The 26,850-nt window shown below is 71.9% G+C and carries 24 protein-coding genes, 1 tRNA gene and 1 riboswitch; of the genes, 10 read left to right on the top strand and 15 right to left on the bottom strand.

All coding sequences use genetic code 11. The features are described 5' to 3' along the window. Positions 1 to 9 precede the first annotated feature (9 nt). Positions 10 to 95, top strand: a tRNA-Leu gene (locus BMX97_RS04160). 681 nt (positions 96 to 776) lie between these two features. On the opposite strand, the gene BMX97_RS04155 is transcribed toward BMX97_RS04160, so the two are convergent. The 5 genes from BMX97_RS04155 to BMX97_RS04135 all read right to left on the bottom strand — a co-directional run bounded on the left by BMX97_RS04155 (position 777) and on the right by BMX97_RS04135 (position 5,348). Next, entirely contained in the window at positions 777 to 1,373 is a 597-nt protein-coding gene (locus BMX97_RS04155) for a thiamine phosphate synthase (RefSeq protein ID WP_091745677.1), read from the bottom strand. Next, on the bottom strand, positions 1,370 to 2,149 hold the full coding sequence (locus BMX97_RS04150; RefSeq protein ID WP_091745674.1) for a thiazole synthase: 780 nt from the start codon (positions 2,147 to 2,149) through the stop codon (positions 1,370 to 1,372). Before BMX97_RS04150 ends, BMX97_RS04155 begins: the two co-directional genes overlap by 4 nt. Before the next feature lie 255 nt (positions 2,150 to 2,404). Beyond that, positions 2,405 to 2,617 carry a sulfur carrier protein ThiS gene (gene thiS / locus BMX97_RS04145; RefSeq protein ID WP_091745671.1) on the bottom strand — a complete coding sequence of 71 codons (213 nt, stop codon included), beginning with the start codon at positions 2,615 to 2,617 and terminating at the stop codon, positions 2,405 to 2,407. Then, complete coding sequence (gene thiO, locus BMX97_RS04140; protein WP_244538280.1) at positions 2,614 to 3,795, bottom strand: glycine oxidase ThiO; 1,182 nt, start codon at positions 3,793 to 3,795, stop codon at positions 2,614 to 2,616. The genes thiS and thiO overlap by 4 nt, the downstream gene beginning before the upstream one ends. 88 nt (positions 3,796 to 3,883) lie before the next feature. Continuing rightward, positions 3,884 to 4,017, bottom strand: a riboswitch (TPP riboswitch). 83 nt (positions 4,018 to 4,100) lie between these two features. Next, entirely contained in the window at positions 4,101 to 5,348 is a 1,248-nt protein-coding gene (locus BMX97_RS04135) for an adenylate/guanylate cyclase domain-containing protein (protein ID WP_091745667.1), read from the bottom strand. 257 nt (positions 5,349 to 5,605) lie between these two features. Here BMX97_RS04135 and BMX97_RS04130 point away from each other — a divergent pair, with 257 nt between their 5' ends. Then, entirely contained in the window at positions 5,606 to 5,857 is a 252-nt protein-coding gene (locus BMX97_RS04130; protein ID WP_091745665.1) for a DUF2798 domain-containing protein, read from the top strand. 61 nt (positions 5,858 to 5,918) lie between these two features. Here the strand turns inward: BMX97_RS04130 and rpoD are convergent, their stop codons facing one another. The 4 genes from rpoD to BMX97_RS04110 form a co-directional block, all read right to left on the bottom strand. Beyond that, on the bottom strand, positions 5,919 to 7,916 hold the full coding sequence (gene rpoD / locus BMX97_RS04125) for an RNA polymerase sigma factor RpoD (RefSeq protein WP_091745663.1): 1,998 nt from the start codon (positions 7,914 to 7,916) through the stop codon (positions 5,919 to 5,921). Positions 7,917 to 8,095: 179 nt separating this feature from the next. Further along, a complete protein-coding gene (gene dnaG / locus BMX97_RS04120; protein WP_091745661.1) occupies positions 8,096 to 10,012 on the bottom strand; it encodes a DNA primase in 1,917 nt (638 codons plus the stop codon). A gap of 108 nt (positions 10,013 to 10,120) precedes the next feature. Then, a complete protein-coding gene (locus tag BMX97_RS32685; RefSeq protein ID WP_091745659.1) occupies positions 10,121 to 12,214 on the bottom strand; it encodes a methyl-accepting chemotaxis protein in 2,094 nt (697 codons plus the stop codon). Between the two features lie 256 nt (positions 12,215 to 12,470). Further along, positions 12,471 to 12,923, bottom strand: coding sequence for a GatB/YqeY domain-containing protein (locus BMX97_RS04110; protein WP_060848729.1), 453 nt, complete (start codon positions 12,921 to 12,923; stop codon positions 12,471 to 12,473). A gap of 184 nt (positions 12,924 to 13,107) precedes the next feature. Between BMX97_RS04110 and carA the strand changes: the two genes are divergently transcribed. From carA to BMX97_RS04095, 3 genes are all read left to right on the top strand, one after another. Further along, the gene (gene carA, locus BMX97_RS04105) at positions 13,108 to 14,322 is read left to right on the top strand and encodes a glutamine-hydrolyzing carbamoyl-phosphate synthase small subunit (RefSeq protein ID WP_091745657.1); all 1,215 of its coding nucleotides are present in this window, start codon (positions 13,108 to 13,110) and stop codon (positions 14,320 to 14,322) included. A 141-nt stretch (positions 14,323 to 14,463) separates the two neighbouring features. Continuing rightward, complete coding sequence (locus BMX97_RS04100) at positions 14,464 to 14,835, top strand: hypothetical protein (protein ID WP_091745655.1); 372 nt, start codon at positions 14,464 to 14,466, stop codon at positions 14,833 to 14,835. Between the two features lie 33 nt (positions 14,836 to 14,868). After that, positions 14,869 to 15,561: a class I SAM-dependent methyltransferase gene (locus BMX97_RS04095; protein WP_091745653.1), complete on the top strand. Its 693-nt coding sequence runs from the start codon at positions 14,869 to 14,871 to the stop codon at positions 15,559 to 15,561. A 21-nt stretch (positions 15,562 to 15,582) separates the two neighbouring features. Here the strand turns inward: BMX97_RS04095 and BMX97_RS04090 are convergent, their stop codons facing one another. After that, the gene (locus BMX97_RS04090; protein ID WP_091745651.1) at positions 15,583 to 16,065 is read right to left on the bottom strand and encodes a GNAT family N-acetyltransferase; all 483 of its coding nucleotides are present in this window, start codon (positions 16,063 to 16,065) and stop codon (positions 15,583 to 15,585) included. A gap of 136 nt (positions 16,066 to 16,201) precedes the next feature. On the opposite strand from BMX97_RS04090, the gene BMX97_RS04085 reads away from it, so the two are divergent. After that, entirely contained in the window at positions 16,202 to 17,509 is a 1,308-nt protein-coding gene (locus BMX97_RS04085; protein ID WP_091745649.1) for a flavin monoamine oxidase family protein, read from the top strand. 25 nt (positions 17,510 to 17,534) lie between these two features. Here the strand turns inward: BMX97_RS04085 and BMX97_RS04080 are convergent, their stop codons facing one another. The 4 genes from BMX97_RS04080 to BMX97_RS04065 all read right to left on the bottom strand — a co-directional run bounded on the left by BMX97_RS04080 (position 17,535) and on the right by BMX97_RS04065 (position 20,480). Further along, a complete protein-coding gene (locus tag BMX97_RS04080) occupies positions 17,535 to 17,900 on the bottom strand; it encodes a hypothetical protein (protein WP_091745647.1) in 366 nt (121 codons plus the stop codon). Positions 17,901 to 17,981: 81 nt separating this feature from the next. Next, a complete protein-coding gene (locus BMX97_RS04075) occupies positions 17,982 to 18,278 on the bottom strand; it encodes a hypothetical protein (RefSeq protein WP_244538270.1) in 297 nt (98 codons plus the stop codon). Positions 18,279 to 18,351: 73 nt separating this feature from the next. Beyond that, positions 18,352 to 19,470 carry a S1C family serine protease gene (locus BMX97_RS04070; RefSeq protein WP_060848722.1) on the bottom strand — a complete coding sequence of 373 codons (1,119 nt, stop codon included), beginning with the start codon at positions 19,468 to 19,470 and terminating at the stop codon, positions 18,352 to 18,354. Between the two features lie 8 nt (positions 19,471 to 19,478). Continuing rightward, the gene (locus tag BMX97_RS04065; protein WP_091745643.1) at positions 19,479 to 20,480 is read right to left on the bottom strand and encodes a DUF817 domain-containing protein; all 1,002 of its coding nucleotides are present in this window, start codon (positions 20,478 to 20,480) and stop codon (positions 19,479 to 19,481) included. A 48-nt stretch (positions 20,481 to 20,528) separates the two neighbouring features. Between BMX97_RS04065 and BMX97_RS04060 the strand changes: the two genes are divergently transcribed. The 3 genes from BMX97_RS04060 (at position 20,529) to BMX97_RS04050 (ending at position 25,548) form a co-directional block, all read left to right on the top strand. Continuing rightward, positions 20,529 to 20,891 (top strand): hypothetical protein, encoded by a 363-nt coding sequence (locus BMX97_RS04060; protein ID WP_091745641.1) that lies wholly within the window; start codon positions 20,529 to 20,531, stop codon positions 20,889 to 20,891. A 537-nt stretch (positions 20,892 to 21,428) separates the two neighbouring features. Beyond that, positions 21,429 to 23,591 carry a methylmalonyl-CoA mutase gene (gene scpA, locus BMX97_RS04055; protein ID WP_091745639.1) on the top strand — a complete coding sequence of 721 codons (2,163 nt, stop codon included), beginning with the start codon at positions 21,429 to 21,431 and terminating at the stop codon, positions 23,589 to 23,591. A gap of 79 nt (positions 23,592 to 23,670) precedes the next feature. Further along, positions 23,671 to 25,548, top strand: a complete 1,878-nt coding sequence (locus tag BMX97_RS04050; protein WP_091745637.1) for a M23 family metallopeptidase — start codon at positions 23,671 to 23,673, stop codon at positions 25,546 to 25,548. Positions 25,549 to 25,554: 6 nt separating this feature from the next. Here BMX97_RS04050 and BMX97_RS04045 read toward each other — a convergent pair whose 3' ends face one another. Continuing rightward, positions 25,555 to 26,142: a Uma2 family endonuclease gene (locus BMX97_RS04045; RefSeq protein ID WP_091745635.1), complete on the bottom strand. Its 588-nt coding sequence runs from the start codon at positions 26,140 to 26,142 to the stop codon at positions 25,555 to 25,557. A gap of 231 nt (positions 26,143 to 26,373) precedes the next feature. Here BMX97_RS04045 and BMX97_RS04040 point away from each other — a divergent pair, with 231 nt between their 5' ends. Next, complete coding sequence (locus tag BMX97_RS04040) at positions 26,374 to 26,841, top strand: (2Fe-2S)-binding protein (RefSeq protein ID WP_091745633.1); 468 nt, start codon at positions 26,374 to 26,376, stop codon at positions 26,839 to 26,841. The last annotated feature ends 9 nt before the right edge of the window (positions 26,842 to 26,850 follow it).

Genomic DNA, 26,850 nt, shown 5'->3' with positions numbered 1-26,850 from the left:
AAGCCCCGCGCGGACGTGGCGGAATCGGTAGACGCACGAGACTTAAAATCTTGCGACCTCTGGTCGTGCGGGTTCGAGTCCCGCCGTCCGCACCACCCACGGTACACGACAGGGGCGTGAAGCCTGTCTGCGTCAAGGCTTTCCCATACACAACCTCATCCTGAGGCGCGAACGCAGTGAGCCTCGAAGGAGGGCTCCAGAAATCGCAGCGACATCTGGAGGTCTCCTTCGAGGTCAGTCGATCTTCGATCGACTAACACCTCAGGATGAGGTCGCGGGCGGGAGAGATAATCGTCGCAGATTCACACCATTGTCGCATATTGTCTGCATCGACAAGAAAAGAAAGCTATTTGCAATTCCATAATGCGTCTTATTTTCAAATATGTTCATATGCAGTAAATTATAAATTGAATCCTTTCGCGCCCGCCAATGGTCGCTTGACTTCGGGCAGGCGACGAATTTGTGATTGTAGCCATGTCTTTATTCTCCATCATCATTAACTACGGCGGTAGGGTGGTCGAAGAACCTCCCCTTCACGGCATGGTTCCCCGGGCGCCACGATCGATGCACTCACCAACGTGGTGATGCGGACACATTCAGACTGAGTATTTGTAGAAGAGCGCGGCTCAGCACTGCTGCCGGCCAGCCGAGCAGGGCCGTTGGCGTCAGGTGCAGTGGCAGATTGGTGCCAGGATGCGGCCCGGATCAGGCGCGGGGTTTCGCCTCTCCCCGCGCCTCTTGCGGGGTCGGTGATTGAAGCGGGACGGGTCACTGGGTCAGGCCAACGCCTGGATCGGCCCCCCGACCTTCGGTGCCCGCATCACCGCCCCCATCACCGCCACCGCGGCAGCCCCCGCCGCACGGCAGGACGGCGCCGTCGTCGGATCGATGCCGCCGAGTGCCACGACCGGCATCAGTGCGGCCGCCTCACCCAGGGCGCCGAGCCCCAGAGCCGGCCCATACCCCGGCTTGCTGGCCGTCAGAAAAATCGGGCTTAGGGTCACGTAATCCGCCCCTGCCTCCCGCGCCGCCCGCACCTCGGCCAGCGAATGCGCCGAGACGCCGAGCAGCGCCCCCCGCCCCAGCCGCGCCCGGGCCGGGGCGACCGCTTCCGCGTCGCCGAGCTGGACGCCGGCCGCCCCCACCTGCGCCGCCAGTTCCACGTCGCGCCCGATGGTGATCGCGCCGCCGACCCGGGCCAGCTGGGCGGCGAGATGTTCGGCGAGGGCCGCCCGCTCCGAGGCGGGCAGGTCGCGGTCGCGCAGCCAGACCCAGCGGGCGCCGGCCGCGAGGCAGGCGGCGACGCGGGTCTCCAGCGGCTCGGGGCAGCCGTGCCGGTCGGTGACGATCAGGAGGCGGGCGGGCAGGCTCACGAGCCGACGAGGCCGAGCTGGGGACTCGACGGCTCGGCCCGGGCGCGACGCGGGATGCGGCCGGCCCGGTGCGCGAGGCGGCCGGCCTCGACGGCGTGGCGCATGGCGGCGGCCATCCGCACCGGATCGTCGGCCTTGGCGACGGCGGTGTTGAGGAGGACGGCGGCAGCCCCCAGCTCCATCGCCACCACCGCGTCCGAGGCGGTGCCGATGCCGGCATCCACGATCACCGGCACCGGGGAGCGGCGGCAGATCAGCTCGAGGTTCGCCGGGTTGGCGACGCCCATGCCGGAGCCGATGAGCGAGCCCATCGGCATCACGGCGGCGGCCCCGAGATCGGCGAGCCGGCTGCACACCACCGGATCGTCGTTGCAATAGGGCAACACGACGAAGCCGGACTCGACCAGCTGGCGGGTGGCCTCGATCGTCTCGGCGACGTCCGGGTAGAGCGTCTCGCGGTCGCCGATGACCTCGACCTTGATCCAGTTGGTGCCGAGCGCCTCGCGGGCGAGCTCCGCGGTCATCACCGCGTCACGAGCGGTCTCGCAGCCGGCGGTGTTGGGCAGGAAGCGCGCGCCCTTCAGCCGCGCCACCGTGTCCGAGCCGTGGCCGTGGAGCGAGATACGACGGATCGAGACCGTCACCACCTCGGCCCCGCTCGCCCGCACCGCCTCGCTCATGATGGCTTGCGTCGGGTAGCCGGCGGTGCCGATGAGGAGGCGCGAGGCGAGCGTCGTGCCGGCGATGACGAACGGGTCGTCGTGGGAGTCGGTCATGGGGTTTCTCCAGATTTCATAGGCAGTTCGTAGGAGCGTGTTGCCGATATCCCGCCCACGACCTCATCCTGAGGTGCGGGCGATCGAAGATCGCTGAGCCTCGAAGGAGGGCTCCAGAAGCCGCTGCGATCCCTGGAGCCCTCCTTCGAGGTCAGTCCATCTCTGATGGACTGACACCTCAGGATGAGGTCGAGAGTGGGGGAAGGAGAAAGCGTCCGTGATGCTGCGCGACCCCATTGAACGATCTGACAACCACTACCCACCCTGCATGGCGCGCACGATCTCGACGCGGTCGCCCTCGCCGAGCGGCGTCTCGGCCCAGGCGCGCTGGCGCACCACGGCGCCGTTGAGGGCGATGGCGAAGCCCTGGGGGCCGGGCAGATCGAGGTCGGCGGTCTCCTCGCGCCACAGGGCGTCGAGGGTGGCGGCCGCGCTGTCGCGGGGCTCGCCGTTGACGAGGATCTTCATGGGGTCTCGCGGGAGGACGGGGTGAAGCGGGCAAGGCCGAAGGGCGCGGCGACCGGCAGCGTCTCGCCGCGCAGGACCAGGGCGGCGACCGCCTCGGCGGTGACGGGGGCGAGCAGGTAGCCGTTGCGGTGATGGCCGGCGGCGAGCACGAGGCCCGGCCGCGCCTCGCCGAGAATCGGGGCGTCGTCGTCGGAGGTCGGGCGAAAGCCGCTCCAGACGCCGACCACCCGCATCTCCTCGACGCCCGGGAGGGCGCGCCGGGCGCCCTCCAGCAGGGCGTAGAGCCCGCCGGCGGTGAGGTGGGGGTCGAAGCCGGTCTCCTCCACGGTGGCGCCGACGATCAGCGTGCCGTCGGCCTTCGGCGCCATGTGGACCTGCTCGGTCCAGACGACGTGGGAGAGGTGGCCGCTGCGCGGCGTCATCTGCAGCGCCACCGACTGGCCCTTAAGCGGGCGCACCGGCAGGGCGAGATCGGGGATCAGCCCCCCCTCCCCGGCCCAGGCCCCGGAGGCCAGCACCGTGGTGCCGGCCCGCAGCGCGCCGGCCGAGGTCTCGATGCCGGTGACGCGCCCGCCCTCGCGGGTGAGCGCCGTGACGGTCGTCTCCTCGACGAGCCACCCGCCGGCCGCCCGCAGCGCCTGGCGCAGGGCCGCCATCACCCGGGCGGGGTCGACCTGGTGGTCGTCGGGGCAGAAGAGGCCGGCGGTGACGGTGGGGCGCAGGCCCGGCTCGCGGGCGCGCACCGCAGGGCCCGACAGCCACTCGGCGTTAAGCCCGTCGCGCCGCTGCAGTTCGTGGCGGAAACGCAGGCGCTCGACCTCGTCGCGGCCGAGCGCGATCACGAGCGTGCCCTCGCGGCGGTAATCGATGGTGAGACCGGATTCGGCCTCCAGCTCGTCGCGAAACGGGTGCCAGAGGCGCTGGCTCTCGACGCAGAGCGGCGACAAGCCCTCGCCGCCGGGCTCGTGCTCGGCGGCCGCCGCCAGCATGCCGGTGGCGGCAAGGCTCGCCCCGTCCCCGGCTCTGCCGCGCTCGATCACCGCGACGGCGAGGCCCGCGCGGGCGAGCCGCCACGCGACCGAGAGCCCGATCAGCCCGGCGCCGATCACCGCGACATCGGCGCGCTCCGGCAGGCGGTCGGTCCCCGGGGATGTGGCCGGCCCGCTCCGCCGTCCGATCGTCTGCGCCCTGGTCGCGTGCACCCTCGTCTCCACGGTGGCCCGAAGAGAGTTGGACAGCGCCCGGTGGCCGGATGATGCGCGGGGCCTGAGACGGCCTGTCCAATCCCTACGCCGGTATGAGCCGGATCAGGTTCGAAGGATTTCCGCGCCGACCGAGGCCGAAGGGCCTGCAGTCCAGCGGTGTCTCAGCCCCTTGCCGGGGATCTCCCTGGAACGGCCGGAATTTGGCGAGCGGGAGCCGGTTCGTCAACCGCCTGCGACCGCCCGCCGTGCCGGGCGGCGCGAAATCGGCAGCCCTTCAATCAGCAACCCTTGCCGGGCCGGTAGATCGCCATCTCCTCGGCGATGCCGTCGAGGGGATGGGTGCCGAGCAGCTCGGGATCGCCCCACAGGAAGTCGACGAAGGGCTTCGACATCAGGAGCGGCTCGGACAGGATCTTGTTGAGCTTGGCGAGCCGGCTCGCCAGATTCACGTCGCGGCCGATGACGGTGAAATCGAGCCGGGCGCCGGAGCCGACATTGCCGTAGGCCGCCTCGCCGTGGTGGAGCGCGATGCCGATCTCGATGCGGGTGGGAAAGCGCCCGGCGCGGTTGGCCTCCTCGACGCGACGCAGCGCGGCCTGCGCGGCCGAGAGCGCGCCCTGCGCCGCGCCGCCGAGGTCGTCGCCGCTCTCGCGGAAGATCGCGAGGAGCCCGTCGCCCATGTATTTCAAGACCTCGCCGCCCTCGCTCTCGATCGGCGGCACCAGGCAGTCGAAATAGGTGTTGAGCAATTCCACCGAGGCCTCGGGCGTGAGCGCGTCGGTGAGGTGGGTGTAGCCGCGCATGTCGGCGAACAGGATCGCCGAGCGGATCCGCTCGACCTGGCCGCGGCGGATGAAGCCGGCGAGGATCGCCTGGTGCGGCCCGTCGCCGACATAGACCCGCAGCACGTGGTCGAGCCGGGCGTTGAGGCCGCGCATCTCCATCACGGCCGACAGGGTCGGCACGATGAAGCGCAGGATGGCGAGGTCGTCGTCGCGAAAGCCGCGGGGATCGCGGGTCGCGAAGGTGACGCCGTTCCTGGTGCCGTTGGTGAAGAACAGCGGCACGGTGATGTAGTGGGTGTAGCCCGCGCCTTTAAGCTCCGGGACGATGCTGAACCGGTCGTCGGGCGTCTCGCGTAGATCGAGGATCAGCCACTGCCCGGTGGCGTAGACATGCGCGAACGGGCTGCGCGAGAGCGCCTTCTCGGTCGCCTCGCCGTGGGGAAAGAGGCGGAAGCTGACGCCGTCCTCCCGGGTCCAGAACCGGCCTACGCCGGAATAGTCCGAGTGCAGGGCGTCGATGGCGGTGGTCGCCCGGTCGACCGGCACGCCGAGGTCGTTCAACCGCTCGGCCATGCCGGCCAGGAGATCGCCGGATTCCGGCAGCCGCGCGCCCTCGCTGAGCAGCCAGTCGCGCAGGGCCACGCATTCGCGAAACAGGCCGATCGGAATGTCGCTCGCCTCCGACCCGTCCGCCGCGGCCGTGGGCGTCGGAGCGGAGTTGAGGCGAGGCTGGTCGTGCATGGCTCTGACATGGGCTTCGCCGTGCGGAACGGCAAGGCTTGGAAGGGGGGATCGAATGGGCCGGCCGGCCGTTCCGGCATGGCCGGGTGGAACCTTGGCGGTCGGGCCCGGATCTGGTAGCGATCGAGACGCCCCCGGGACATCCTCCCGCCCGGCCGTAAGCGTCTCACGTCAAGCAACGCGCTCCCTGGGTGGTTCCACCGGGCGGGCCGCGTCGCCTCGCTCCGGGCGGATCCCTCCGCTTCGAAAGACGCGTCATGCCCTCCCTCATCGTTCCGCGCCGCCTTCCGGCCGGCACCGCGCCGCTGGTGACCGCCTTCCTGCTCTCGATCCTGATGACCTGCGTCGTGTCGGGCATCGCCACCCTGCTCAGCCTCGGGCCGACGCCCGACGCGCTGTGGCACTGGCCCCGCGCCTGGGGCCTCTCCTGGCTCGTCGCCTTCCCGACCCTGCTGCTCGTCCTGCCGCTGGTGCGCCGCGCCGTGGCGCGGATCGTGGCGCCGCTGTAACGACGAAGGCCCGGGAGGCGGCTGCCTCCCGGGCCTTCCCGGTCCGTGCGGATGTCCGGGCTCAGTTGTCGAGGAAGCTGCGCAGCTTGCGCGACCGGCTCGGGTGCTTGAGCTTGCGCAGGGCCTTGGCCTCGATCTGGCGGATACGCTCGCGGGTCACCGAGAACTGCTGGCCGACCTCTTCGAGGGTGTGGTCGGTGTTCATGCCGATGCCGAAGCGCATGCGCAGCACGCGCTCCTCGCGGGGGGTGAGCGAGGCGAGCACCCGGGTGGTGGTCTCGCGCAGGTTCGACTGGATCGCCGCGTCGATCGGCAGGACGACGTTCTTGTCCTCGATGAAATCGCCGAGGTGGGAATCCTCCTCGTCGCCGATCGGGGTCTCGAGCGAGATCGGCTCCTTGGCGATCTTGAGGACCTTGCGGACCTTCTCCAGCGGCATCGCCAGCTTCTCGGCCAGCTCCTCCGGGGTCGGCTCGCGGCCGATCTCGTGCAGCATCTGGCGCGACGTCCTGACGATCTTGTTGATCGTCTCGATCATGTGCACCGGGATGCGGATCGTGCGGGCCTGATCGGCGATCGAGCGGGTGATCGCCTGCCGGATCCACCAGGTCGCGTAGGTCGAGAACTTGTAGCCGCGGCGGTACTCGAACTTGTCGACCGCCTTCATCAGGCCGATGTTGCCCTCCTGGATCAGGTCCAGGAACTGCAGGCCGCGGTTGGTGTACTTCTTGGCGATCGAGATCACCAGCCGAAGGTTGGCCTCGATCATCTCCTTCTTGGCCTGGCGGGCTTCGCGCTCGCCCTTCTGGACCATGTGGACGATCTTCCGGTACTCCTGGATCTCCAGGCCGGTCTCGGAGGCGAGCGAGATGATCTGCTCGCGCAGCGTGAGGATGTTGACCGCACCGCGCTCGGTGAAGTTCTTCCAGCCCTTGCCGCCGAGCTTGGCCACCCGCTCGACCCAGTGCGGATCGAGCTCGTAGCCCTGGTAGTGGAGGAGGAACTGGTCGCGGGCGACGCCGTGGTTCTCGGCGAGCCGCATCAGGCGGCCCTCGTGCGAGATCAGCCGCTTGTTGATGTCGTAGAGCTGCTCGACCAGCGCCTCGATGCGGTTGGCGTTGAGCGAGAGCGACTTCACGTCGGCGACGACGGTGTTCTTCAGCTCGGAATAGCGCTGGCCTTGCGATTCCGAGGCCGCCGCGCCCTTGAGCCGGGTCTCGGCCTGCTCGGCCTGCACCTTGCGCAGCTTGCGGTAGTTCTCGGCGATCGCGTCGAAGGTCTCGAGCACGCGCGGCTTCAGCTCGGCCTCCATGGCCGACAGCGACACGTTGTTCTCGAGGTCGTCCTCGTCGCCCTCGCCGTCCGGCGGGGTCTCGCCCTCGGCGTCGCCCTCCTCCTCGGACTCGGCCTCGCCCTCGGCGGGACCGCCGCGGCCGTCGGGGCCGGCATAGGTCGCCTCGAGGTCGATGATGTCGCGCAGGAGCACCCGGCCGTCGACGAGCTCGTCGCGCCAGATGATGATGGCCTGGAAGGTCAGCGGGCTCTCGCACAGGCCGGCGATCATCGCCTCGCGCCCGGCCTCGATCCGCTTGGCGATCGCGATCTCGCCCTCGCGGGAGAGAAGCTCGACCGAGCCCATCTCGCGCAGGTACATCCGCACCGGGTCGTCGGTGCGGTCGGTCGGCTCCTTGGTGGTCTCGGCGCGAAGCGCGACCGGGCGGGCGGCGGCGACCTCGGCGACTTCGCCGCCCTCGCTCGCCTCCTCCTCCTCGGCGCCCTCCTGGGCCGGGGCCTCGCCCTGCTGCTCGTCGGCCTCCTCGGCCTCCACCACGTTCACGCCGAGCTCGGACAGCTGACCCAGCACGTCCTCGATCTGCTCGGAGGTGAACTCCTCCTGGGGCAGCACCTCGTTCAGCTCGTCGTAGGTGACGTAGCCGCGCTTCTTGGCGAGCTTGATCATCCGCTTGACGGAGGCATCCGTCAGGTCGAGGAGCGGGCCGTCGGTCTGCTGCTCGGGGGCCGCTTCGGTCTCGTCTCGTTCCGTTGCCTTCGTCGCCATGCTCAGCCTATGCTTCCCGGTGTCGGCAGTGCCCGGGCGGGGAGACTCCCGCCGTGCCGGCACCGTGATGTCGCGTCGGGCGGCGCGGGTGCCGTCCCAGGATCTCACGCAGAATTGCAAGCCATTCTATCGGCTTGCCGTAAACCAGTCCGGGCGCAAGCCGCAAGTCGTGCGCGGCGTCACGGCGCTTCCGTCACCCCGTTTGCCTCCGAACCGACCTCGGCCGCCTCGACAGCCGAGAGCTGGTTCCTCAGGTCGAAAAGCCAGGCTTGGTTGGCTTCGGTCTCCGCCTCCGCGAACGCACGCTCGGCCGCCCGAAGTTCGCTATGTAGCGTTCCCGCCTTGCGGTGCAAGATCACGGCCTGCTGGAACGCGTCCTCCAGCCGCACCGGATCGGCGTGCGGATCGAGCAACCAGCGGTCGCCGGGGCGCACCAGGGTGGCGATTCGGCCCGCAGCCGCCGTGAGCCCGGCCCGTTCGAGCCGCGCGTCGAGGAGGGCGGCGTCGCTCACTCCTCCCTCCGCCGCGAAGTCGAGGAGGACGCTGCGCAACGCCCGCGCATCCGCGCCCTCGAACGCGACCTCGGCCAGTTCCTCGGCCTCGCGCGCCAGGAGTTCGGGATGGACCAGGAGAGCCGCGACGATCAGGGCCTCGCGCGAGGACGAGCCGCCGGAGAACAGCGAGGAGCGGGCGAGCAGCGGGCTCGCCCGGGCGGTGAGCCGCGGCGAGACCGGCGCCGGCGGCGCCCCGCGAGCCCGCGGCACGAAGGGCGCGCGCTCGCGGCCGTAGGGGCGGTCCCCCCCGCCGCCCGGCTGGCGGCTGGCGTTGTTGGGGCTCAGGGAGCGCAGGCGCGCCTCGATCTCGTCGCGGTAGTAGCGCTTCAGGGTCTCGTCGCGGATGCCGCCGACGATCTCGCGCAGGCGCTGGGCGAGGCCGGCCCGGCGCTCCGGCGTGTCGACCGGGCTCATCTCGGTCTCGCGCGACCACAGCACGTCGACGAGGGGCTTGGCGCCGTCGAGCACCCGGTCGATGGCGCCCGGGCCGCCCGAGCGCAGGAGGTCGTCCGGGTCCTGGCCCTCGGGCATCAGGGCGAAGCGCAGGGATTTCCCGGGCGCGAGCGCCGGCAGGGCGACGTCGAGGGCGCGGTAGGCGGCGCGCCGCCCCGCGCCGTCGCCGTCGAAGCACAGGATCGGCTCGTCGGCCATGCGCCAGAGCAGGGCGAGCTGGTCCTCGGTCAGCGCCGTGCCGAGGGAGGCCACCACCTCCGGATGGCCGGCGAGCGTCATCGCGATGGCGTCGACGTAGCCCTCGACCGCGATCACCCGGCCGGTATCGTGGGCGCTCTTGCGGGCGGCATGGTGGTTGTAGAGCACCCGCCCCTTGTGGAAGAGCGGCGTCTCGGAGGAGTTCAGGTATTTCGGCTTGGCGTCCGGGCTCATGCCGCGGCCGCCGAAGGCGACGACCCGGCCGCGCACGTCGCGGATCGGGAAGATCACCCGGTCGCGAAAACGGTCGAACGGGACCTTGATGTCGTCGCCGGTGGTGAGAAGGTTCAGCTCCACCATCAGCTCGGCCGGCACGTCCCGGGCGGCGAGGTGGTCGCGCAGCGCGTAGCGCTCGGGCGGCGCGTAGCCGAGGCGGAAGGTGCGGCGGATCTCGCCGTCGAGCCCGCGCCCGGCGAGGTAGTCGCGGGCGCGGCCCCCGGCCCGGCCGGCGAGCTGCTCCTCGAAGAAGGTGCAGGCGAGCTCCATCACCTCGAGGGCGCCGCGCCGCCGGGTCTCGCTCTCGCGCGAGGCCTCGCTCGGGGCCGGCAGGGCCACCCCGGCCTCGGAGGCCAGGCGCTCCACCGCTTCGGGGAACGAGACGCCCTCCGTCTCCATCAGGAAGGTGAAGATGTCGCCGTGCTTGCCGGAGGAGAAGCAGTGGTAGAACTGCTTCTGGTCGTTGACGTAGAACGAGGGCGACTTCTCGGCGTTGAACGGCGACAGGCCGCGCCATTCCCGCCCCGCCTTCTTGAGGCGCACGCGCCGGCCGACGACATCGGAGGCCGGCAGGCGCGAGCGGATCTCTTCGAGCAGGTGAGGCGGATAGCGCACGATGGATTCCGGTTGAGGGACCTGCCTTGTAGCGCGTCTTGGTCAGCGGAGTCCTAACGGGGGCGGGCTGGCCGCCCGACGCGGCCGTCAGGCCGCCCGATGCGGCCGTCAGGCCGCCCGGACCGTGGCGAGGAAGCGGGCGACCTCGGCCGAGAGCTGCTCGGATTGCCGCGACAGCTCGGAGGAGGCGGCGAGCACCTGGGAGGCCGCGGCGCCGGTCTCCTCGGCCGCGCTCGCCACCGCGGTGATCGTGTCCGTGACGGCGTGGGTGCCGGTGGCGGCCTCCGCCACGTTGCGGACGATCTCGCGGGTCGCCGCCCCCTGCTGGTCGACGGCGCTGGCGATCCCGACCGACACCCGGTCGATCTCGGCGATCCGGCCGGTGATCGCGTCGATCGCCGTGACCGCGTCGCCGGTCTTGCCCTGGATGCGGCCGATCTGGCCGGTGATCTCCTCGGTCGCCTTGGCGGTCTGGCCGGCCAGTTCCTTGACCTCGGCGGCCACCACCGCGAAACCGCGGCCGGCCGCGCCTGCGCGTGCCGCCTCGATGGTGGCGTTGAGGGCGAGCAGGTTGGTCTGCGCGGCGATCGACGAGATCAGCCCGACGACGTCGCCGATCCGCGACACCGCCTCGCTCAGCTCGCGCATGTGCCCGGCGGTGCCCGCGGCCTCGTCGACGGCGGTGCGGGCGAGCGCGGCCGAGCCGGAGACCTGGCGGCCGATCTCGCCGACCGAGGCGCCGAGTTCCTCGGCGGCCGCCGCGACCGTGCCGACGTTCTCGGCGGTCTGGCCGGCGGCGGCGGCGACGGCGGTCGAGCGCCCGGCGGTCCGGGTGGCGCCCTCGGTCATCACCGCGGCGGTGGCCTGGAGTTCGGTGGCGGAGGCCGCGACCTGGCCGACGATGCCGCCGACGGCGTGCTCGAAGGCATCGGCCATCTGGCGCATGCCGGCCCGGCGCTGCTCCTCGGCCGAGGCGCGGGCGAGGGCCGTCTCCTCCTCAAGCGCCCGGCTGCGGATCAGGTTGTCGCGAAACACCTGCACGGTGGCGGCCATCGCGCCGATCTCGTCGCGGCGTCCCAGGGCCGGCACCGTCACCGTGGCGTTCCCGTCGGCCAGGGACTGCATCGCGCCGGTCATCCGCCGGATCGGCAGGGCGATGCCGAACTGTGCCACCGCGCAACTCAGGGCCACGAGCAGGAGGGCCGCCCCGAACAGGGCCGCGTTGACGAGCAGCCGGCGCTGGGCCGCCTCGGCGGAGACGTCGGCCGATTCGACCCCGAGGGCCAGGGCCTCGTTCGCCACCGCCACGATGGTGTTGAGCTTCGGGGTGACGAATTTCTGCCACTCGGGCAGGGTCATCGCGGGTTCGGCGCCCGGCGCGAAGGCGCGCAGGTTGCGCTGGAGCGCCGCCGTCACCTCGGGGGTGAAGTAGACCGCCTGCGCCGTCGCGACGGCGGCGGCGATGCGCGGCGGCATCTCGCCGGTCGCGGCCTCGACGAGCCTCCACGTTGCCTCGTAGCGGCCGCGCAGGACCTGTGCCGCCTCGGCCTGCTCGGTCGTCATCGGCTTCTGGCTCGACAGGACGGTGTTGACCATCACGGCGAGCGATCCGGCGGTGGCCCGGGTCGACCAGGCGTTGTTCTTGGCGCTGGTCAGCCCCCGGGTCGTGGGATCGAGGTGGGCCATCTGGCGCTCCAGCGCGGTGGAGACCCGCTCGAGCCGGGCGAGCACCGCGTCGCCGGTCTGCAGCACCCGCGGGGCCAGGGCCTTGTCGCGGGCGCCCGCGTCGAGGCCGTAGGCCTCGTCGGCCATGCGCCGCAGGGCGAGCTGGTCGTTGTAGCCGGATTCGAGGTCCTTGAGCGCCCCGGCGAGGCCCGGCACGGCGAGGTCGGCCGGCGCGGCGAGGAGCGTCCCGATCGCGGCATCGACCCGGCCGCGATGGCCGTCGATGACCTTGCGCATCGCCCCGACCTGCTCGCCCGACAGGCCCAGGGTGGCGGCGGTGTCGCCGCGCTCCGAGCGGAACGCCTGCATCGCCTCGAGGATGCGCTGGTCGAGCTTCGCCGCGGCGGCGACGGTATGGGCGTCGCGGTAGCCGCTCCAGGCCTGGAGCACCCCGTCGAGCGTCATCGCGCCGACGATCGCACCAAGCGCCAGAGCGATCCCGAGCACCTGGGCCCGGATGGACAACAACGAACGCACCGCGACCCCCTGGCTGCCGGAAGCCGCCGGGCTTCACGTCGGCAAGATCGCAGATAACAATAACTTCCCTAATGAAGGCCTAACTGCCGCGAGAGCGTGCCTCAGGGTCGTCTCTCAAAGTACCGAGCACCTTCGAAGTATCGGGACGCAACCGAACGACCGGCACCTTGCCGCCCGGGCATCGCGCGATACTCACCCGGTCGCCAACAGGCCGGCTCGCCCGGGAAGGGCCCCCTCGACGGGGGCCCGGACCGTGTCAGGACAACATCCCCTTCACCAGGCCGCTCGCCTTGGCGAAGTCCATCCGGCCGGCATAGGCGGCTTTCAGGGCGGCGATGACCTTGCCCATGTCCTTCTGCGAGGCGGCGCCGGTCTCGGCGATGGCGGCCTGGATCGCCGCGCGGGTCTCGTCCTCGTCCATCTGCTGGGGCAGGAACTGGGCGATGATCGCCGCCTCGGCGCGCTCGCCCTCGGCAAGCTCGGGGCGCCCGCCCTGGTCGTAGACCGTCGCCGATTCGTTTCGCTGCTTGATCATCTTCTGGAGCAGGGAGAAGATCTCCTCGTCGGCCAGCGGCTCCTTGCCGAGGCCGCGGGCCTCGATGTCCTTGTCCTTCAGGGCGGCCTGGATCAGCCGGACGGTGGCGAGCTTCGCCTTGTCGCCGCCCTTCATGGCGTCCTTCATCTCGGCGGTGAGGCGCTGGCGCAGCATGCCGGTCTCCTGGTGTTCTCGTTGGGGGCGAGGCACTTGCACGATTCCTGCAAGGCTCTTGAAAGTCGAGGCGCTTGAGGGGATACCGGAGCATCCCCAGATTGACCGGGCCGCCGCCGGCCTCGTAAACAGCCGGCCGCGCCCGTCGGCCGGACCCGGCCGCGACATAAGCGAGTTCAACATCATGCTGCAAGACGACGCGGCCGCCCCCGCGCAACCCGAAGGCTGGGCCGAGCCCGTCGCGACCGCCCTCCTGGTGCTCGCCGACGGCACGATCCTGGAGGGTTTCGGCATCGGCGCCACCGGCGAGGCCGCCGGCGAGGTCTGCTTCAACACCGCGATGACCGGCTACCAGGAGATCCTGACCGATCCGTCCTATGCCGGGCAGATCGTCACCTTCACCTTCCCCCACATCGGCAACGTCGGCACCAACGACGAGGACCTCGAGAGCCTCGACGCGGCGCCGGCCTCCGGCGTGCGCGGCGCGGTGATCGCGTCGGCGGTCACCAACCCGTCGAACTGGCGGTCGTCCAGCCACCTCGACGGCTGGCTGAAGGCCCGCGGCATCGTCGGCATCACCGGCGTCGACACCCGGGCGCTGACCGCGCTGATCCGCGACCGCGGCATGCCGAACGCCATCCTGGCCAACGACCCGGCGGGCCGCTTCGACCGCGAGGCCTTGACCGCCAAGGCCGCCGCGCTCCCGCCGATGGAAGGCCTCGACCTCGTGCCGCCGGTGACGAGCAAGGCCTCGACGACCTGGGGCGAGACCTCCTGGCAGCACCCGGCCGGCTACGGCAACCGGGCGGCGGGCGAGGGCCTCAAGGTCGTGGCGATCGATTACGGCGTGAAGCGCAACATCCTGCGCCTCCTGGCCAAGGCCGGCTGCGACGTCACCGTGATGCCGGCCACCGCCACCGCCGACGAGGTGCTGGCGCTCAAGCCCGACGGCGTCTTCCTGTCGAACGGCCCGGGCGACCCGGCGGCGACCGGCGAGTACGCCGTGCCGGTGATCCGCGCCCTCCTCGACCAGAAGGTGCCGACCTTCGGCATCTGCCTCGGGCACCAGCTGATGGGCCTCGCGCTCGGCGGCCGCACCGTGAAGATGAGCCAGGGCCATCACGGCGCGAACCACCCGGTGAAGGACCACACCACCGGCAAGGTCGAGATCGTCTCGATGAACCACGGCTTCGCGGTCGATCCGTCGAGCCTGCCTTCGAACGCCGTCGAGACCCACGTCTCGCTGTTCGACGGCTCGAATTGCGGCCTGTCCCTCACCGACCGCCCGGCCTTCTCGGTGCAGCACCACCCGGAGGCCTCGCCGGGCCCGCAGGACAGCCACTACCTGTTCGACCGGTTCGTCAGCCTCATGCGCGAGACGAAGGCCAGCAACGCGTAACTTCGAAAAAGGTTGCGGCCGGTTCCGGTCGCAGCCACAAAAAACCCGAACTCGCGGCCGATTCTCCCGGCCGTCCACGGGGCCTTCGAGCGACGACGATCCAACGATCGTCGCGGGGCCGCGAATTCGGGGGCCTGCCCAGTGATCGACCACGCCGCGACCGACAGCTTCTCGCGCCTGCACCGCACCTTCACCACCCATCTCGGCATCGCCGTGGGCCTGGCCTGGGTGACGACCCTGGCGGCCGCAATCCAGGCGCCGTGGGTGCGCAACATCCGGGCGCTGATGGACCCGATGGCGACCCGCGTCGAGAGCACCTGGTCGTTCCTGTTCGCGATGCCGGTGGTGCTGACGCTGGCCTGGCTCGGCGCCGTCTACGGCCGCGAGACCCTGCGCGAGCTGCGCGCGCTCCCCAACGACGCCGCCGAGTTCGCGCTCGCCGCCGTCGTCGCCTTCGCGGTGTTCTACCTCTCGATCGACCGGGCGATCTCGGTCCTGCTCATCGGCGCCTAAAACCCGCGTCGCGCCGGGAACGGGAGGATCGGCGTGGTCTCCTCCTGGCGCGAGTTCTGGGACCGCGACACCCCGATCTACGTCAGCGCCCGTCACAAGGCCCGGCACTATGCCGGGCTCGCGGACGAGATCGCCGCCCTGGTGCCGCATCCGGGCGCCGTCGTCCTCGACCACGGGTGCGGCGAGGCGCTCTTCGCCGACCGGGTCGCCGAGGCCTGCGGCCGGCTCCTCCTCTGCGACGCCTCCCCGCGCCGGCGCGACGCCCTGGCACGACGCTTCGCCGGCTCACCCACGATCGCCGTGCTGGCCCCCGAGGACGTCGCCACCCTGCCCGCGGCGAGCCTCGACCTCGTGGTGGCGAACTCCCTGGCACAGTACCTCACCGACGCGGAGCTCGCCGTCTGCCTGCGCGACTGGCGCCGCGCGCTCAGGCCCGGCGGCCGCCTGGTCCTCGCCGACGTGATCCCGCCGCAACTCGGCGCCGTCGCGGACGCGACCGCGCTCCTCGCCTTCGCGCGGCGCGAGGGGTTTTTGGCAGCGGCCCTCCTCGGCCTCGCCCGCACCCTCCTATCGGATTACCGCAGCCTGCGCCGCCGGCTCGGGCTCACGCGCTACGACGAGACCGCGATGCTGGCCCGGCTGCACGAGGCCGGCTTCACCGCCGAACGGATGCCGCGGAATCTCGGGCACAACCAGGGGCGGATGGCATTCACGGCGCGGGCGTGAGGGATCGAGGCCAGACTGCGCTCACAACGCCTGGAACATCACCAACGCATCGACATCCCCGTGGATCGGGTGCCGAAACGCCAGAGGCAGGCGCCCGACCGTCTCGAAGCCGAGGGAGTGCCACAGCCGCACCGCCCGCTCGTTGGTGCTGACGACGAAGTTGAACTGCATGCCCCGGTAGCCGCGGGCGCGGGCATGCGCGAGGGAATGCTCGGCCATCCGGCGGGCGATCCCGCGCCCCGTCGCGCCCGTCCGCGTCATGTACCCGCAATTGCAGACGTGGCGTCCGCCGCCGGCCTGGTTGGCCCGCATGTAGTAGGTGCCGACGACCTCGCCTGCCTCCTCGGCGACGAAGGTCTCCTTGTCCGGCCCCATCCAGTAGGCCAGGGCCTCCCCCTCGCCCATCTCCGGGTCGAGGGTATAGGTCTCGCCGGCGCGGATCACCGGCGCGAGGATCGACCAGAGGGCGGGGGCGTCGTCGGGGCGGGCGGGGCGGATCGGCATGGCGCCGCTCATAGCGGCAGGAGGCCGGGTGCGGAAGCGCTGCGGCCCGGCCAGGCGGTATTTCGCCGCGCGCCGCTTGCCTGCCCTCGGACAGCGCCGAGGTAAGTCCTTACAGAAGATCGATCGGAGAACCGGGATGGCGCTGTCGCGTCGCTCCCTCCTGGCCGGGGCGGCCGTGCTGGCCGCCTCCGCCAGGGCCCGCGCCGCCGCGGAGGTGGAGGTCGTGGTGATCGGCGCCGGGGCCGCCGGCCTCGCCGCGGCGGCGGCGATCCGCCGGAGCGGCCACGGCGTGGTGGTGCTGGAGGCGCGGGGGCGCATCGGCGGGCGCGCCTTCACCGAGACCGCCCTCGGCGCCGGGCGGAGCTTCGATGCCGGCGCGCAATACGTCCACTGGGCCGAGCGCAACCCCTGGCGGGAGATCGTCCGGGCGTCGGGCGTGCGCACGAGCGACGAGTCCACCGGGTCCTGGCCGGTGCTGGTCAGGGACGGCGTGCGCGCGAGCGAGGACGAGCGGCGCCGGCGCCGGGCCGGCTTCGGGCGGGTCAGCGGCCTCCTCGACCATCCGGCCGGGCCCGACCGCGCGGTGGCGCAGGCCGTGGCGGGCGAGGACGACGCGGTGCGGGCCGCCGCGACGGGGCTCACCCGCCTGACCCTCGGCGAGGAGCCGGACCGGGTGTCGTCCGCCGATTACGACCAGCTCTGGTCCGGCGAGGACATCTGGGTCGACGGGTACGGCGCCGTCGTCGCCCGCCACTATGCCGAGCTGCCGGTGCGTGTCGGCATGCCGGCGACGGGGATCGACTGGCGCGGCCCGGGGGTGGCGGTGGAGACGCCGGGCGGCACCCTGCGGGCGGCCTGCGCGATCGTCACCGTGCCGGTCGGCGTGCTGGCGGCGGGCGGCGTGCGCTTCACCCCGGACCTGCCGGCGTCGACCGCCGCGGCCGTGGCAGGCCTGGGGATGGGCGCCTACACCAAGATCGGGCTCGCCCTCGACCCGGCCAAGGCGAAGGATCTTCGCGACGCCGTGATCCTGACGAGCGGCACACCGGGCTTCACCGCCTACCTGGAGATGCGGCCCTTCGACAGGCCGATGGCGGTGCTGCATTGCGGCGGCGACGGCGCCCGCGCCCTGTGCGAAGCCGGCGAGCCGGCCGCGCTGGCGGCGGCGACCGACCATCTGGCGAGCGTGTTCGGGGCCGAGATCCGCGGCGCCGTGTCGGGCGGGCGGCTCGCGGCGTGGTGGACCGATCCGTTCAGCCGGGGCAGCTACTCGGTCGCGCGGCCGGGGCGGCTCGCCGCCCGCGAGGCCCTGCGGGTTCCCCTCGCCGAGCGGGTGTTCTTCGCCGGCGAGGCCGCGGCCGGCGGGGGCGCGATGACGGTGGGCGGCGCGACGCTCGACGGGGAACGGGCGGCCCGCGCGGTGCTGGCCCGGCTCGGGTCCTGACGGGTCGGTCTCGGGTCCGGACGGGTCAGTGCAGCGTCTGGCGCGGCCCACCGGCCGGCCGGCGCTCCCAGGCCTGGACCAGGCTGCCGGAGACGCCGCCGTCGCACAAAAGCGTGCTGAGGTCGCAGAACGCGCGCTCGCTCACCGCGAAGTCGGTCGCGGTCTCGAAGTCGTCGGGCTCGTCCTCGGTCGAGGCGGTGAACCGGTCGAAGGCGGCGGACATCTCCGCGAAGGCGAAGGCCACCGGCATGGTGCGGAACACCGTGACGCCGTCCGCCTCGACGTCGCCCGTATCGAGGTCGCGCATGCGCACGACGTAGCCGTCGGCGTGCTCGGCGATCTCGTAGCGCCAATGGCGGCCTTCGCAGGCCGCAAGGATCGTCGCGCCCATCACCCGCGCCCTCCGTCTCGGTCGAGGAGCGAATGCGGGGCGGCCCGGAGGGTTCCGGCGCGCCCGGGTCGCAGGGGCCGCCTACCGGGTGCGCGCCCCGAACTCGTAGGCCGCGCGGCCGCTGACGCGCAGCGAGGTGCCGTTGCCGAGATCGACGAAGCCCGGCGCGCCGCCAGCGCGCACCGCCTGGGGCGCCTCGCGGCATTCGGGCCGGTCGGGCAGGCGCACGCCGGGCGGCGCATCCTGCGGGCACAGGCGCGCCGGGCGGGCGCCGCGCTCTCCGGCCAGGGCGGGCGACGCGAGGACGCCCGGGGCGATGGCGAGGGCGGCCAGGACGAGGGAGGTAACGACGAGGGCGGCGGAGGGACGTGCGGTCACGGGATCGAGGCTCGGCGACGGGTCGGCGCCAGGATAGCGCCTCGCCCCGCGCGAGGCGAGCGGGGACGGCCGCTCAGCGCCGGCCCCGCCCCATGTCGGCCGGGGTGACCGTGACGGTGATCGCGCGCCCGTCGCGCTCGACCTGGAGCGCGACGCCGCGGCCGACGCCGCTCGCTTCGAGGGCCGCGGTCAGGTCGGCCAGGCGCCGCACCGGGCGGCCGTTCACCCCCATGATGATGTCGCCGAGTTCCCCGCTCGACGAATCGACGCCCTGGAGGCCGGCCTGGGCGGCCGGCGAGCCCGGCAGCACTCGCACCACCACGATGCCGTCGATGCCGAGGCGCGCCGCCGCGTCCTCGCTCGCCGCCACGATGCCGATGCCCGGGCTCGGGGTGCGGCCGGTGCGGATCAGGTTCGGCACCACCCGGTTGACCACATCGACGGGAATGGCGAAGCCGATGCCGGCGCTGGCGCCCGAGGGCGAGAAGATCGCCGTGTTGACGCCGATCAGCCGCCCGGCGGAATCGAGCAGCGGCCCGCCGGAATTGCCAGGGTTGATCGCCGCGTCGGTCTGGATCACGCCCGAGAGCTCGCGGCCCTCCGCGGTCGGCAGCCGGCGCTGGAGGGCGCTGACCACGCCGGTCGTCAGGGTGTGGTCGAGGCCGAACGGATTGCCGATCGCGTAGGTGAACTGCCCGACCTTGAGGTCGGCGGAGGTGCCGATGGCGATCGGCGGCGGCGCGGCGGTCACCCGGCCGAGCTTCAGCACCGCGAGGTCGTAGTTCGGATCGGTGCCGGCGAGCGTCGCGGGCACGACCTCGCCGGTCGACAGCCGCACCTGTATCTCGCCGCCGCCCTGGATGACGTGGTTGTTGGTCACGACGTGGCCGGCGGCGTCCCAGACGAAGCCCGACCCGGTCTGCTCGCCCCCGCCCTGCCGGCGCTCGCCGGTCTCGGGATCGAAGGAGATCATGCCCTGGCGCGGCTTGGCGAAGACGTAGACCACCGAGGGGGCGGCACGCTCGAACAACGCCACGGTCGAGGCTTCGGCGGGGGCGAGGTCGCCCCGCGCCGTCACCGCCCGCGGCGCCTCGGCCGAGAACATGAGGCTCGTCACGTAGGGCTGCGCCACGAAGAGGGCGAGCAGCACCAGGGCCGCCGCGACGGCGATCCTCAGGAAGCGATCGGGCACCGGTTGTCTCACTCCGTGATGGACCTCGCCGGGGCGGGTCCTGCCCCAGGGCAAGTGGGCCGGGCCGGCACGGCGTCAATCGCCCCGCCGGCCGCGAACGGCCTCGGCCGGCTCACGACGGCGACCAGGGTGTAGGAAATGATCATCAGGAGGAACCACGAGCCGAATTTCTGCGGCGACACCGCGGCCCAGCCGGCGGCCTGGTGCGGGTAGATCCAGCCCCGCGTCGCCGTGCCGATGTTCTCGGCGCACCAGATGAACAGCGTCACGAGGAGGAGGCCCAGCAACAGCGGCATCCGCCGGTGGACCCGCCAGGCCTTGAAGTGGATCACCGCCGGGCCGAACAGGAGAGCGGCCGCCGCGAACAGGACGGGGCGCAGGTCGGCGACGACGTGCTGGGTGAAGAAGTTGGCGTAGATCGCCAGCGACAGGATCGCGAGCGTCCAGAGCGGTGGGTGGCGGGTGAAGCGGAAGTCGAACAGGCGCCAGACCCGGGCGAGGTAGGAACCGACGCTGCCATACAGGAAGCCGGTGAAGAGCGGCACGCCGCCCAGGCGCAGGAGACTCGGCTCCGGATAGATCCACGAGCCCATCCTGGTCTTGAACAGCTCCATGGCGGTGCCGACGACGTGGAAGACCAGGATGACCTTGGCCTCCTCCCAGGTCTCGAGCCGGAAGGCCAGCATCGCGACCTGGATGGCGACCGCCGCGAGCGTCAGGACATCGTAGCGGGCGAGCGGCGCGCCGGCCGGGTAGACCAGGTGGGTGAGGATCAGGAGCCCGCACAGCGCCCCGCCGAAAAGGCAGGCCCAGCCCTGCTTCACGCCGAAGCGCAGGAATTCGTAGATGCCCGCCGCCACCGGGCCGCGCGCCCGCGCCCATTCCCCCAGGCGCGCCTCCCGGGCGGACAGGCGCGCGAGCGGCGCCCAGAGCCGCGCGGCACTGCCCGGTGGCCTCGCGTCGCCGCCGAGTGGCGCCGGGGCCGGAGGACCCGGCAAGGTTGCAGGCATGGGGCAGGGTCTCTAGGCTCGAGGCCTTCCCCATACGAAAGGTCCGGAATGCTCCGCAAGCCGTCGCCGTCCCATTGCCTCCTCGCCCTTGGCCTCCTCGCCCTTGGCCTCCTCGCCCTCGCCGCGCCCCTCTCGCCGATCGTCCCCGCGAGCGCGACCGAAGCGTCTCCCCGCCAGAACCGGGCTGAGGCCTGCACCCGCGCCCGCAGCGACGGCGAGCGCCAGGCGCTCGGCTGCTGGCGGCTGCGGCACGAGGCGGGGCGCGGCCAGCGCATCCATGGCGGCGCGGCGGTCGCGGACTTCTACGCCACCGTCCCGGCGGAGCGGGAAGCCGCCGACGCGAAGGCCGACCAGCGGCGCCGGGACTGGGCCCGGGCACGGGCCCGCGAGAAGATGGCGGTGAGTGAGTGAGGTGTGCTGAGCTACGCCGTGCGGAGTATTCCGCGTCGATGTCCCGTTGACGGACCGACGCTCTGACACCCTCCGCGTCATCCTGGAGCCGCGAAGCGGAACCCGGGATCCATGACCGCTGACGATACTGGATGACGCGGAACCCTGTTCGTCTCGTTTGGACAGGTTGGCGGTTATGGATCCCGGGTTCTCGCTTCGCGAGCCCCAGGATGACGTGGAGCTAGGAAGACCTGGAGCCAGGAAGACGTGGAGGGTGTGATGTCGTCCAGAAACCGCACCAGCAACGTACGTCGTGGGCCGGCTCGGTCCCCCTACGAAACCCTCATGAGCCCCAGCGACACCGCCTGGCTCCTGTTCCTGACGCCCGTCGCCGTGCTGACGACGCCTTTCGCGGTGATCTGCGTGACGGGCCGCCAGGACCGCGCTCGAGACGCGCCCTGAGGCGCGCCGCCCCTCGACCTTCCGCCCATTGGCCGCGGGCGGACCCACGCCTATAAGTCCCGGTCAAGGAACGCCAACAACGAGAGCCGCAGGCCGATGACCCGCATCCCGGATTTCTCGGAAATCGCCTTCGCGCCGGCCGCGGCCGCGAGCGCCGCCGCGTCGGCCGCCGAGCCGTGGATGACGCCCGAGGGCATCCCAGTGAAGGCGGCGTACGGCCCGCAGGACCGGAAGGGCCTCGACCTCGCGGGCTCCTATCCGGGCATCGCGCCGTTCCTGCGCGGCCCGTATCCGACGATGTACGCGACCCAGCCCTGGACGATCCGGCAATATGCCGGCTTCTCCACCGCCGAGGATTCGAACGCCTTCTACCGCCGCAACCTGGCGGCCGGGCAGAAGGGCCTGTCGGTCGCCTTCGACCTCGCGACCCACCGCGGCTACGATTCCGATCACCCGCGGGTCTCGGGCGACGTCGGCATGGCGGGCGTGGCGATCGATTCGATCTACGACATGCGGACGCTCTTCTCGGGGATCCCCCTCGACGAGATGACCGTGTCGATGACGATGAACGGCGCGGTGCTGCCGGTGCTGGCGCTCTACATCGTCGCGGCCGAGGAGCAGGGCGTCGCCCCGGAAAAGCTCGCCGGCACGATCCAGAACGACATCCTCAAGGAGTTCATGGTCCGCAACACCTACATCTACCCGCCGGCCGGGTCGATGCGGATCATCTCGGACATCTTCGCCTACACCTCGGCCCACATGCCGAAGTTCAACTCGATCTCGATCTCCGGCTACCACATGCAGGAGGCCGGCGCGACGCAGGACCTCGAGCTCGCCTACACGCTCGCCGACGGCGTCGAGTACATCCGCGCCGGGCTGGCGGCGGGGCTCGACATCGACAAGTTCGCCCCGCGCCTGTCGTTCTTCTGGGCGATCGGGATGAACTTCTTCATGGAGGTGGCCAAGATGCGGGCGGCGCGCCTGCTCTGGGCCTCCCTGGTCAAGGACTTCTCGCCGAAATCCGACAAGTCGCTGGCGTTGCGCACCCACTCGCAGACGAGCGGATGGTCGCTGACGGCGCAGGACGTGTTCAACAACGTCACCCGCACCTGCGTCGAGGCGATGGCGGCGACGCAAGGGGGCACCCAGTCGCTCCACACCAACGCGCTCGACGAGGCGCTGGCGCTGCCGACCGACTTCTCGGCCCGCATCGCCCGCAACACCCAGCTCTTCCTGCAGCAGGAGAGCGGCACCACCCGGATCATCGATCCCTGGGGCGGCTCCTACTACGTCGAGCGGCTGACCCAGGACCTCGTCGCCCGGGCCTCGGCCCATATCCGCGAGGTCGAGGCGCTCGGGGGCATGGCGAAGGCCATCGAGGCCGGCATCCCGAAGCTGCGCATCGAGGAGGCGGCGGCCCGCACCCAGGCGCGGATCGATTCGGGCCAGCAGGTCATCGTCGGCGTCAACCGCTTCAAGCCCGACGGCGACCGGGCGATCGACCTCCTGCGCGTCGACAACGGCAACGTCCGCACGCTCCAGATCGACAAGTTGAAGCGCCTGCGCGGCGAGCGCGACGCCCAGGCGGTCGAGGCGCGGCTCGCCGCGCTCACCGAGGCGGCCAAGGGCTCCGGCAACCTGCTCGCGCTCGCCGTCGAGGCGGCGCGGGCCAAGGCCACGGTCGGCGAGATCTCGGAGGCGCTGGAGCGGGCCTGGGGCCGCCACCGGGCCGAGATCCGGGCGATCTCGGGCGTCTACAAGCGGGAGATGGGCGGCATGTCGGCGGCGGTCGAGCGGGTGCGCGGGCTGGTCGAGGCTTTCGAGGAGTCGGACGGGCGCCGTCCCCGCATCCTCGTCGCCAAGATGGGCCAGGACGGGCACGACCGCGGCCAGAAGGTCATCGCGTCGGCCTTCGCGGATCTCGGCTTCGACGTCGATATCGGGCCGCTCTTCGCCACCCCCGAGGAGGCGGCGCGCCAGGCGGTGGAGAACGACGTCCACATCGTCGGCGTCTCGTCGCTCGCCGCCGGCCACCTGACGCTGGTGCCGGAACTCAAGCGGGCGCTCGACGAGGCGGGGCGCCCCGACGTGATGATCGTCGTCGGCGGCGTGATCCCGCCGGGCGACTTCGCGGCGTTGCGCCAGGCCGGCGCCTCGGCGATCTTCCCGCCCGGCACCGTGATCGCGGAAGCGGCGGCGGAGCTCATCGCCGAGCTGAACGGGCGGCTCGGCTACGCCCCCCGGGCGGCGGCCGAGTAGCGGCGCGGGCCGGGTCTCAAAACGGTCACGGTTTCGGCGCCAAGGGCGGGTCCCACCGCCAAGGCCCGATTCGTCCTCCGTGTTTGCCGACGCCCCTTCCCTCCCCGGTCCCGCCTCGGCCCCCCGTCAGGCGCTGAACCTGCGCTGGCTCGCCGGCAGCCTGCTCACCGGCGTCGCCGGCGCCGGCCTCATCGGCCTCGCGCTCTCGCTCGCCTCCGTCGACGGCATCGTGCCGGTGCCGCCGGAGCGTGCGGTGCCGTCCCATGGCGACGGCGGCGCGGGCGACGCGGCCCGCAAGGGCGACCGGCTGGTGCGCGACGAGATGATCGTGGCGGCCAAGACCGCCTTCAAGGCGCCGATGAGCGAGCGCGCCGGCGAGCGCGAGGTGATCCGCGTCCACTCCTACGTGCAGATCGCCACCGAGCTCCCCTTGCGCGCGCCCGACGTGCCGGTGCCGCCCTTCGATCCCCTGCGCAGCGCCCGGATCGAGGCGCCGCCGGCCCTGGAGGGCGATTCCGACCCGGCCGAGACCGCCGTGACCCTGGTGCGAAGCCCGCTCGCCGAGGCGCCGCTGGAGGCGGATGCCCCGGCCCTGTCGGAGGCCGAGGTCGACGCGATGGTGGCCGAGACCCAGACCCTCGCCAACGGCGCGCTGCCGCCGGCCTTCCCGGCCGAGGGCCTGCTCTCCCGCGCCCTGCGGCCGGCGGCCATCCCGGACGAGGCCGGGCCGGAGGCGCGGTTCCGCAACATCGAGGTGCGGATCCTGCCCGAGAACCTGACCGAGATCGCCGAGACGGCGACCGCGGGCGAGGAGGCCGGCCGTCGCCTGTTCGAGGAGCGCGACCTGGTATTGGCCAAGGACCAGAGCCTCGCCGACCTCCTCAAGCGCAACGGCGCCGGCCCGGCGCGGCTCTCCGCCCTGATGGCGGCCCTGAGCGAGCGGGCGCGGACCGACCTGTCCGAGGGCCAGCACGTCCGCCTCCTGATCGCGCCGGAGGGCGACCACGAGCCGAAGGCCGGGAACGGCGAGAGCCGCGGCATCGCCCGGGTCACCCTCTACGGCGAGGACGGCATCCAGGAGATCGTGGCGGCCAACGACCGCGGCGGCTTCGTCTCGGTGGCCCCGCCCCGGCCGGGCGCCGCGCAGGACGACGACGAGGAATCCGGCGTCACCCTGTACGAGAGCCTCTACGGCACCGCGCTCAAGAACGGCGTGCCGCGCCCGATCATCGAGGAGATGGTGATGGCGCTCGCCACCTCCACCGACCTCCAGCAGCGCACCGGCGCGGGCGACCGGGCCGAGCTGTTCTTCACCGAGGACGAGGATGCCCGGCCCGAGCTGCTCTACGTGGGCCTGCGCGTCCACGACGAGATCTACGGCCTGTACCGCTACCGGGTGCCGGGCACGTCCGAGGTCGACTATCTCGACCCGAACGGCCGCTCGAGCCAGAAATTCCTGATGCGCCGGCCGGTCGCCGAGGGGCGGATCTCGTCGCCCTTCGGCCTGCGCCTGCACCCGATCCTCGGCTATGCCCGCCCGCATAACGGCGTCGACTGGGCGGCGACCCGCGGCACCCCGATCATGGCGACCGGCGACGGCACCATCGTGTCGGCCGGGGCCCGGTCGGGCTACGGCAACCGGGTCGAGATCCAGCACGCCAACGGCTACACCACCGCCTACAACCACATGGCCCGGATCGCCCGCGGCATCGCGCCCGGCGCCCGGGTGCGCCTCGGCCAGGTGATCGGCGCGGTCGGCACCACCGGCCTCTCGACCGGCCCGCACGTCCACTACGAGGTCGCGATCAACGGCCGCTTCGTCGACCCGATGAAGATCCGCCTGCCGAGCGCCCGCGAGCTGACCGGCCCGAGCCTCGCCGCCTTCCGCCAGGCCGAGGAGCAGATCGACGCCCTGCGCCAGAAGCACGGCGGCAAGACGGTGGCGGAGCGGACGTGAGGCGCGTCAGCCGAGATCCGCGAGCGCGACGCCGAGCGCCGTGAGCGCATCCGCCTGCGGCCGCAGGATCGCCTCCCGGGGCAGCTCCGTCACGTCCCGGTAGCCCGCCGTCGCCGGTTCGCGATGGACGCTCGCCGTGCGCTCCTGCGCGTCGATCACCCAGTATTCCCGCACCCCGTGCCGCGCGTAGAGCACCGCCTTGCGGCCCCGGTCGTAGGCGAGGCTGGAGGCCGCCACCTCGATCACCAGCAGGATCTCGGAACCCGGGATGGTGCAGAACCCCTCGGGCGAGGCGCTGCGGGCGCTCACCGGCGCGAGCAGAAGATCCGGCTCCAGCAACAGGTTCGGCCGAAGCTGGAGCGTGCTCTCGATGCCGAGATAGATCGTGTCCGGGAGCGCCGGGACGAGACGGCGCATCAGCGCGTTCTTCACGACGTCATGCGCGAAGCCCTTAGCCGCCATTTCGACCAGCTCGCCGTCCAGGAGTTCGATCCGCTCGTCCTCGCGCAGGATCCCGGATTCCAACATCAGCCGCAGGTCGCCGGCCGTGAAGCGGCGGGGGAGCGGGCTGTCGGGCGTGACGTGGATGGTCATCGCTGCTCGCGGCGTCAAACGATCCCGCCACACTATCAGGTCCGGCCCGCGAAGGCACGCGATCCACGGTTGACCGCACCCCGCTCGCGCATCCGTCAATTGACAGGCACGGCCGGCCGCCGCGAAGTTGTTATCGCTAAAAGGTGCGAGACAACGCCCCCGGCCGCGCCCCACGCGGCCGCCCTCCCCCACGGCGTCGCTCGGCGCCGGACAACCCGAACGGAAGCGCCCATGATACGCCTGACCGTGAACGGCTCCGTGCGCGAGGTCGAGGCCGAGCCCGATACGCCGCTGCTCTGGGTGATCCGCGAGCAGGTCGGTCTCACCGGCACCAAGTACGGCTGCGGCATCGCGCAGTGCGGCGCCTGCACGGTCCATATCGACGGGCAGGCGGTGCGCTCCTGCTCGCTGCCTGTCTCCGGCGTCGAGCCGGGCCAGAAGATCGTCACCATCGAGGGCCTGAGCCCCGACCGGTCGCATCCGGTGCAGAAGGCCTGGGCCGCGCTCGACGTGCCGCAATGCGGCTTCTGCCAGTCGGGCATGATCATGGCGGCCGCCGCCCTGCTGGCCCAGACGCCCAAGCCCAGCGAGGCCGAGATCCGCCAGGAGATCACCAACATCTGCCGCTGCGGCACCTACAGCCGGGTGCTCGCCGGCATCACCCTCGCCGCCGAAGGCGGCGAGACCGGCCGTGGCTGAGGGAGGCCT

The sequence above is a fragment of the Methylobacterium sp. ap11 genome (assembly GCF_900110515.1).
Classification (GTDB): Bacteria; Pseudomonadota; Alphaproteobacteria; order Rhizobiales; family Beijerinckiaceae; genus Methylobacterium; species Methylobacterium ajmalii.
This window is presented reverse-complemented; position numbering and strand designations above follow the sequence as displayed.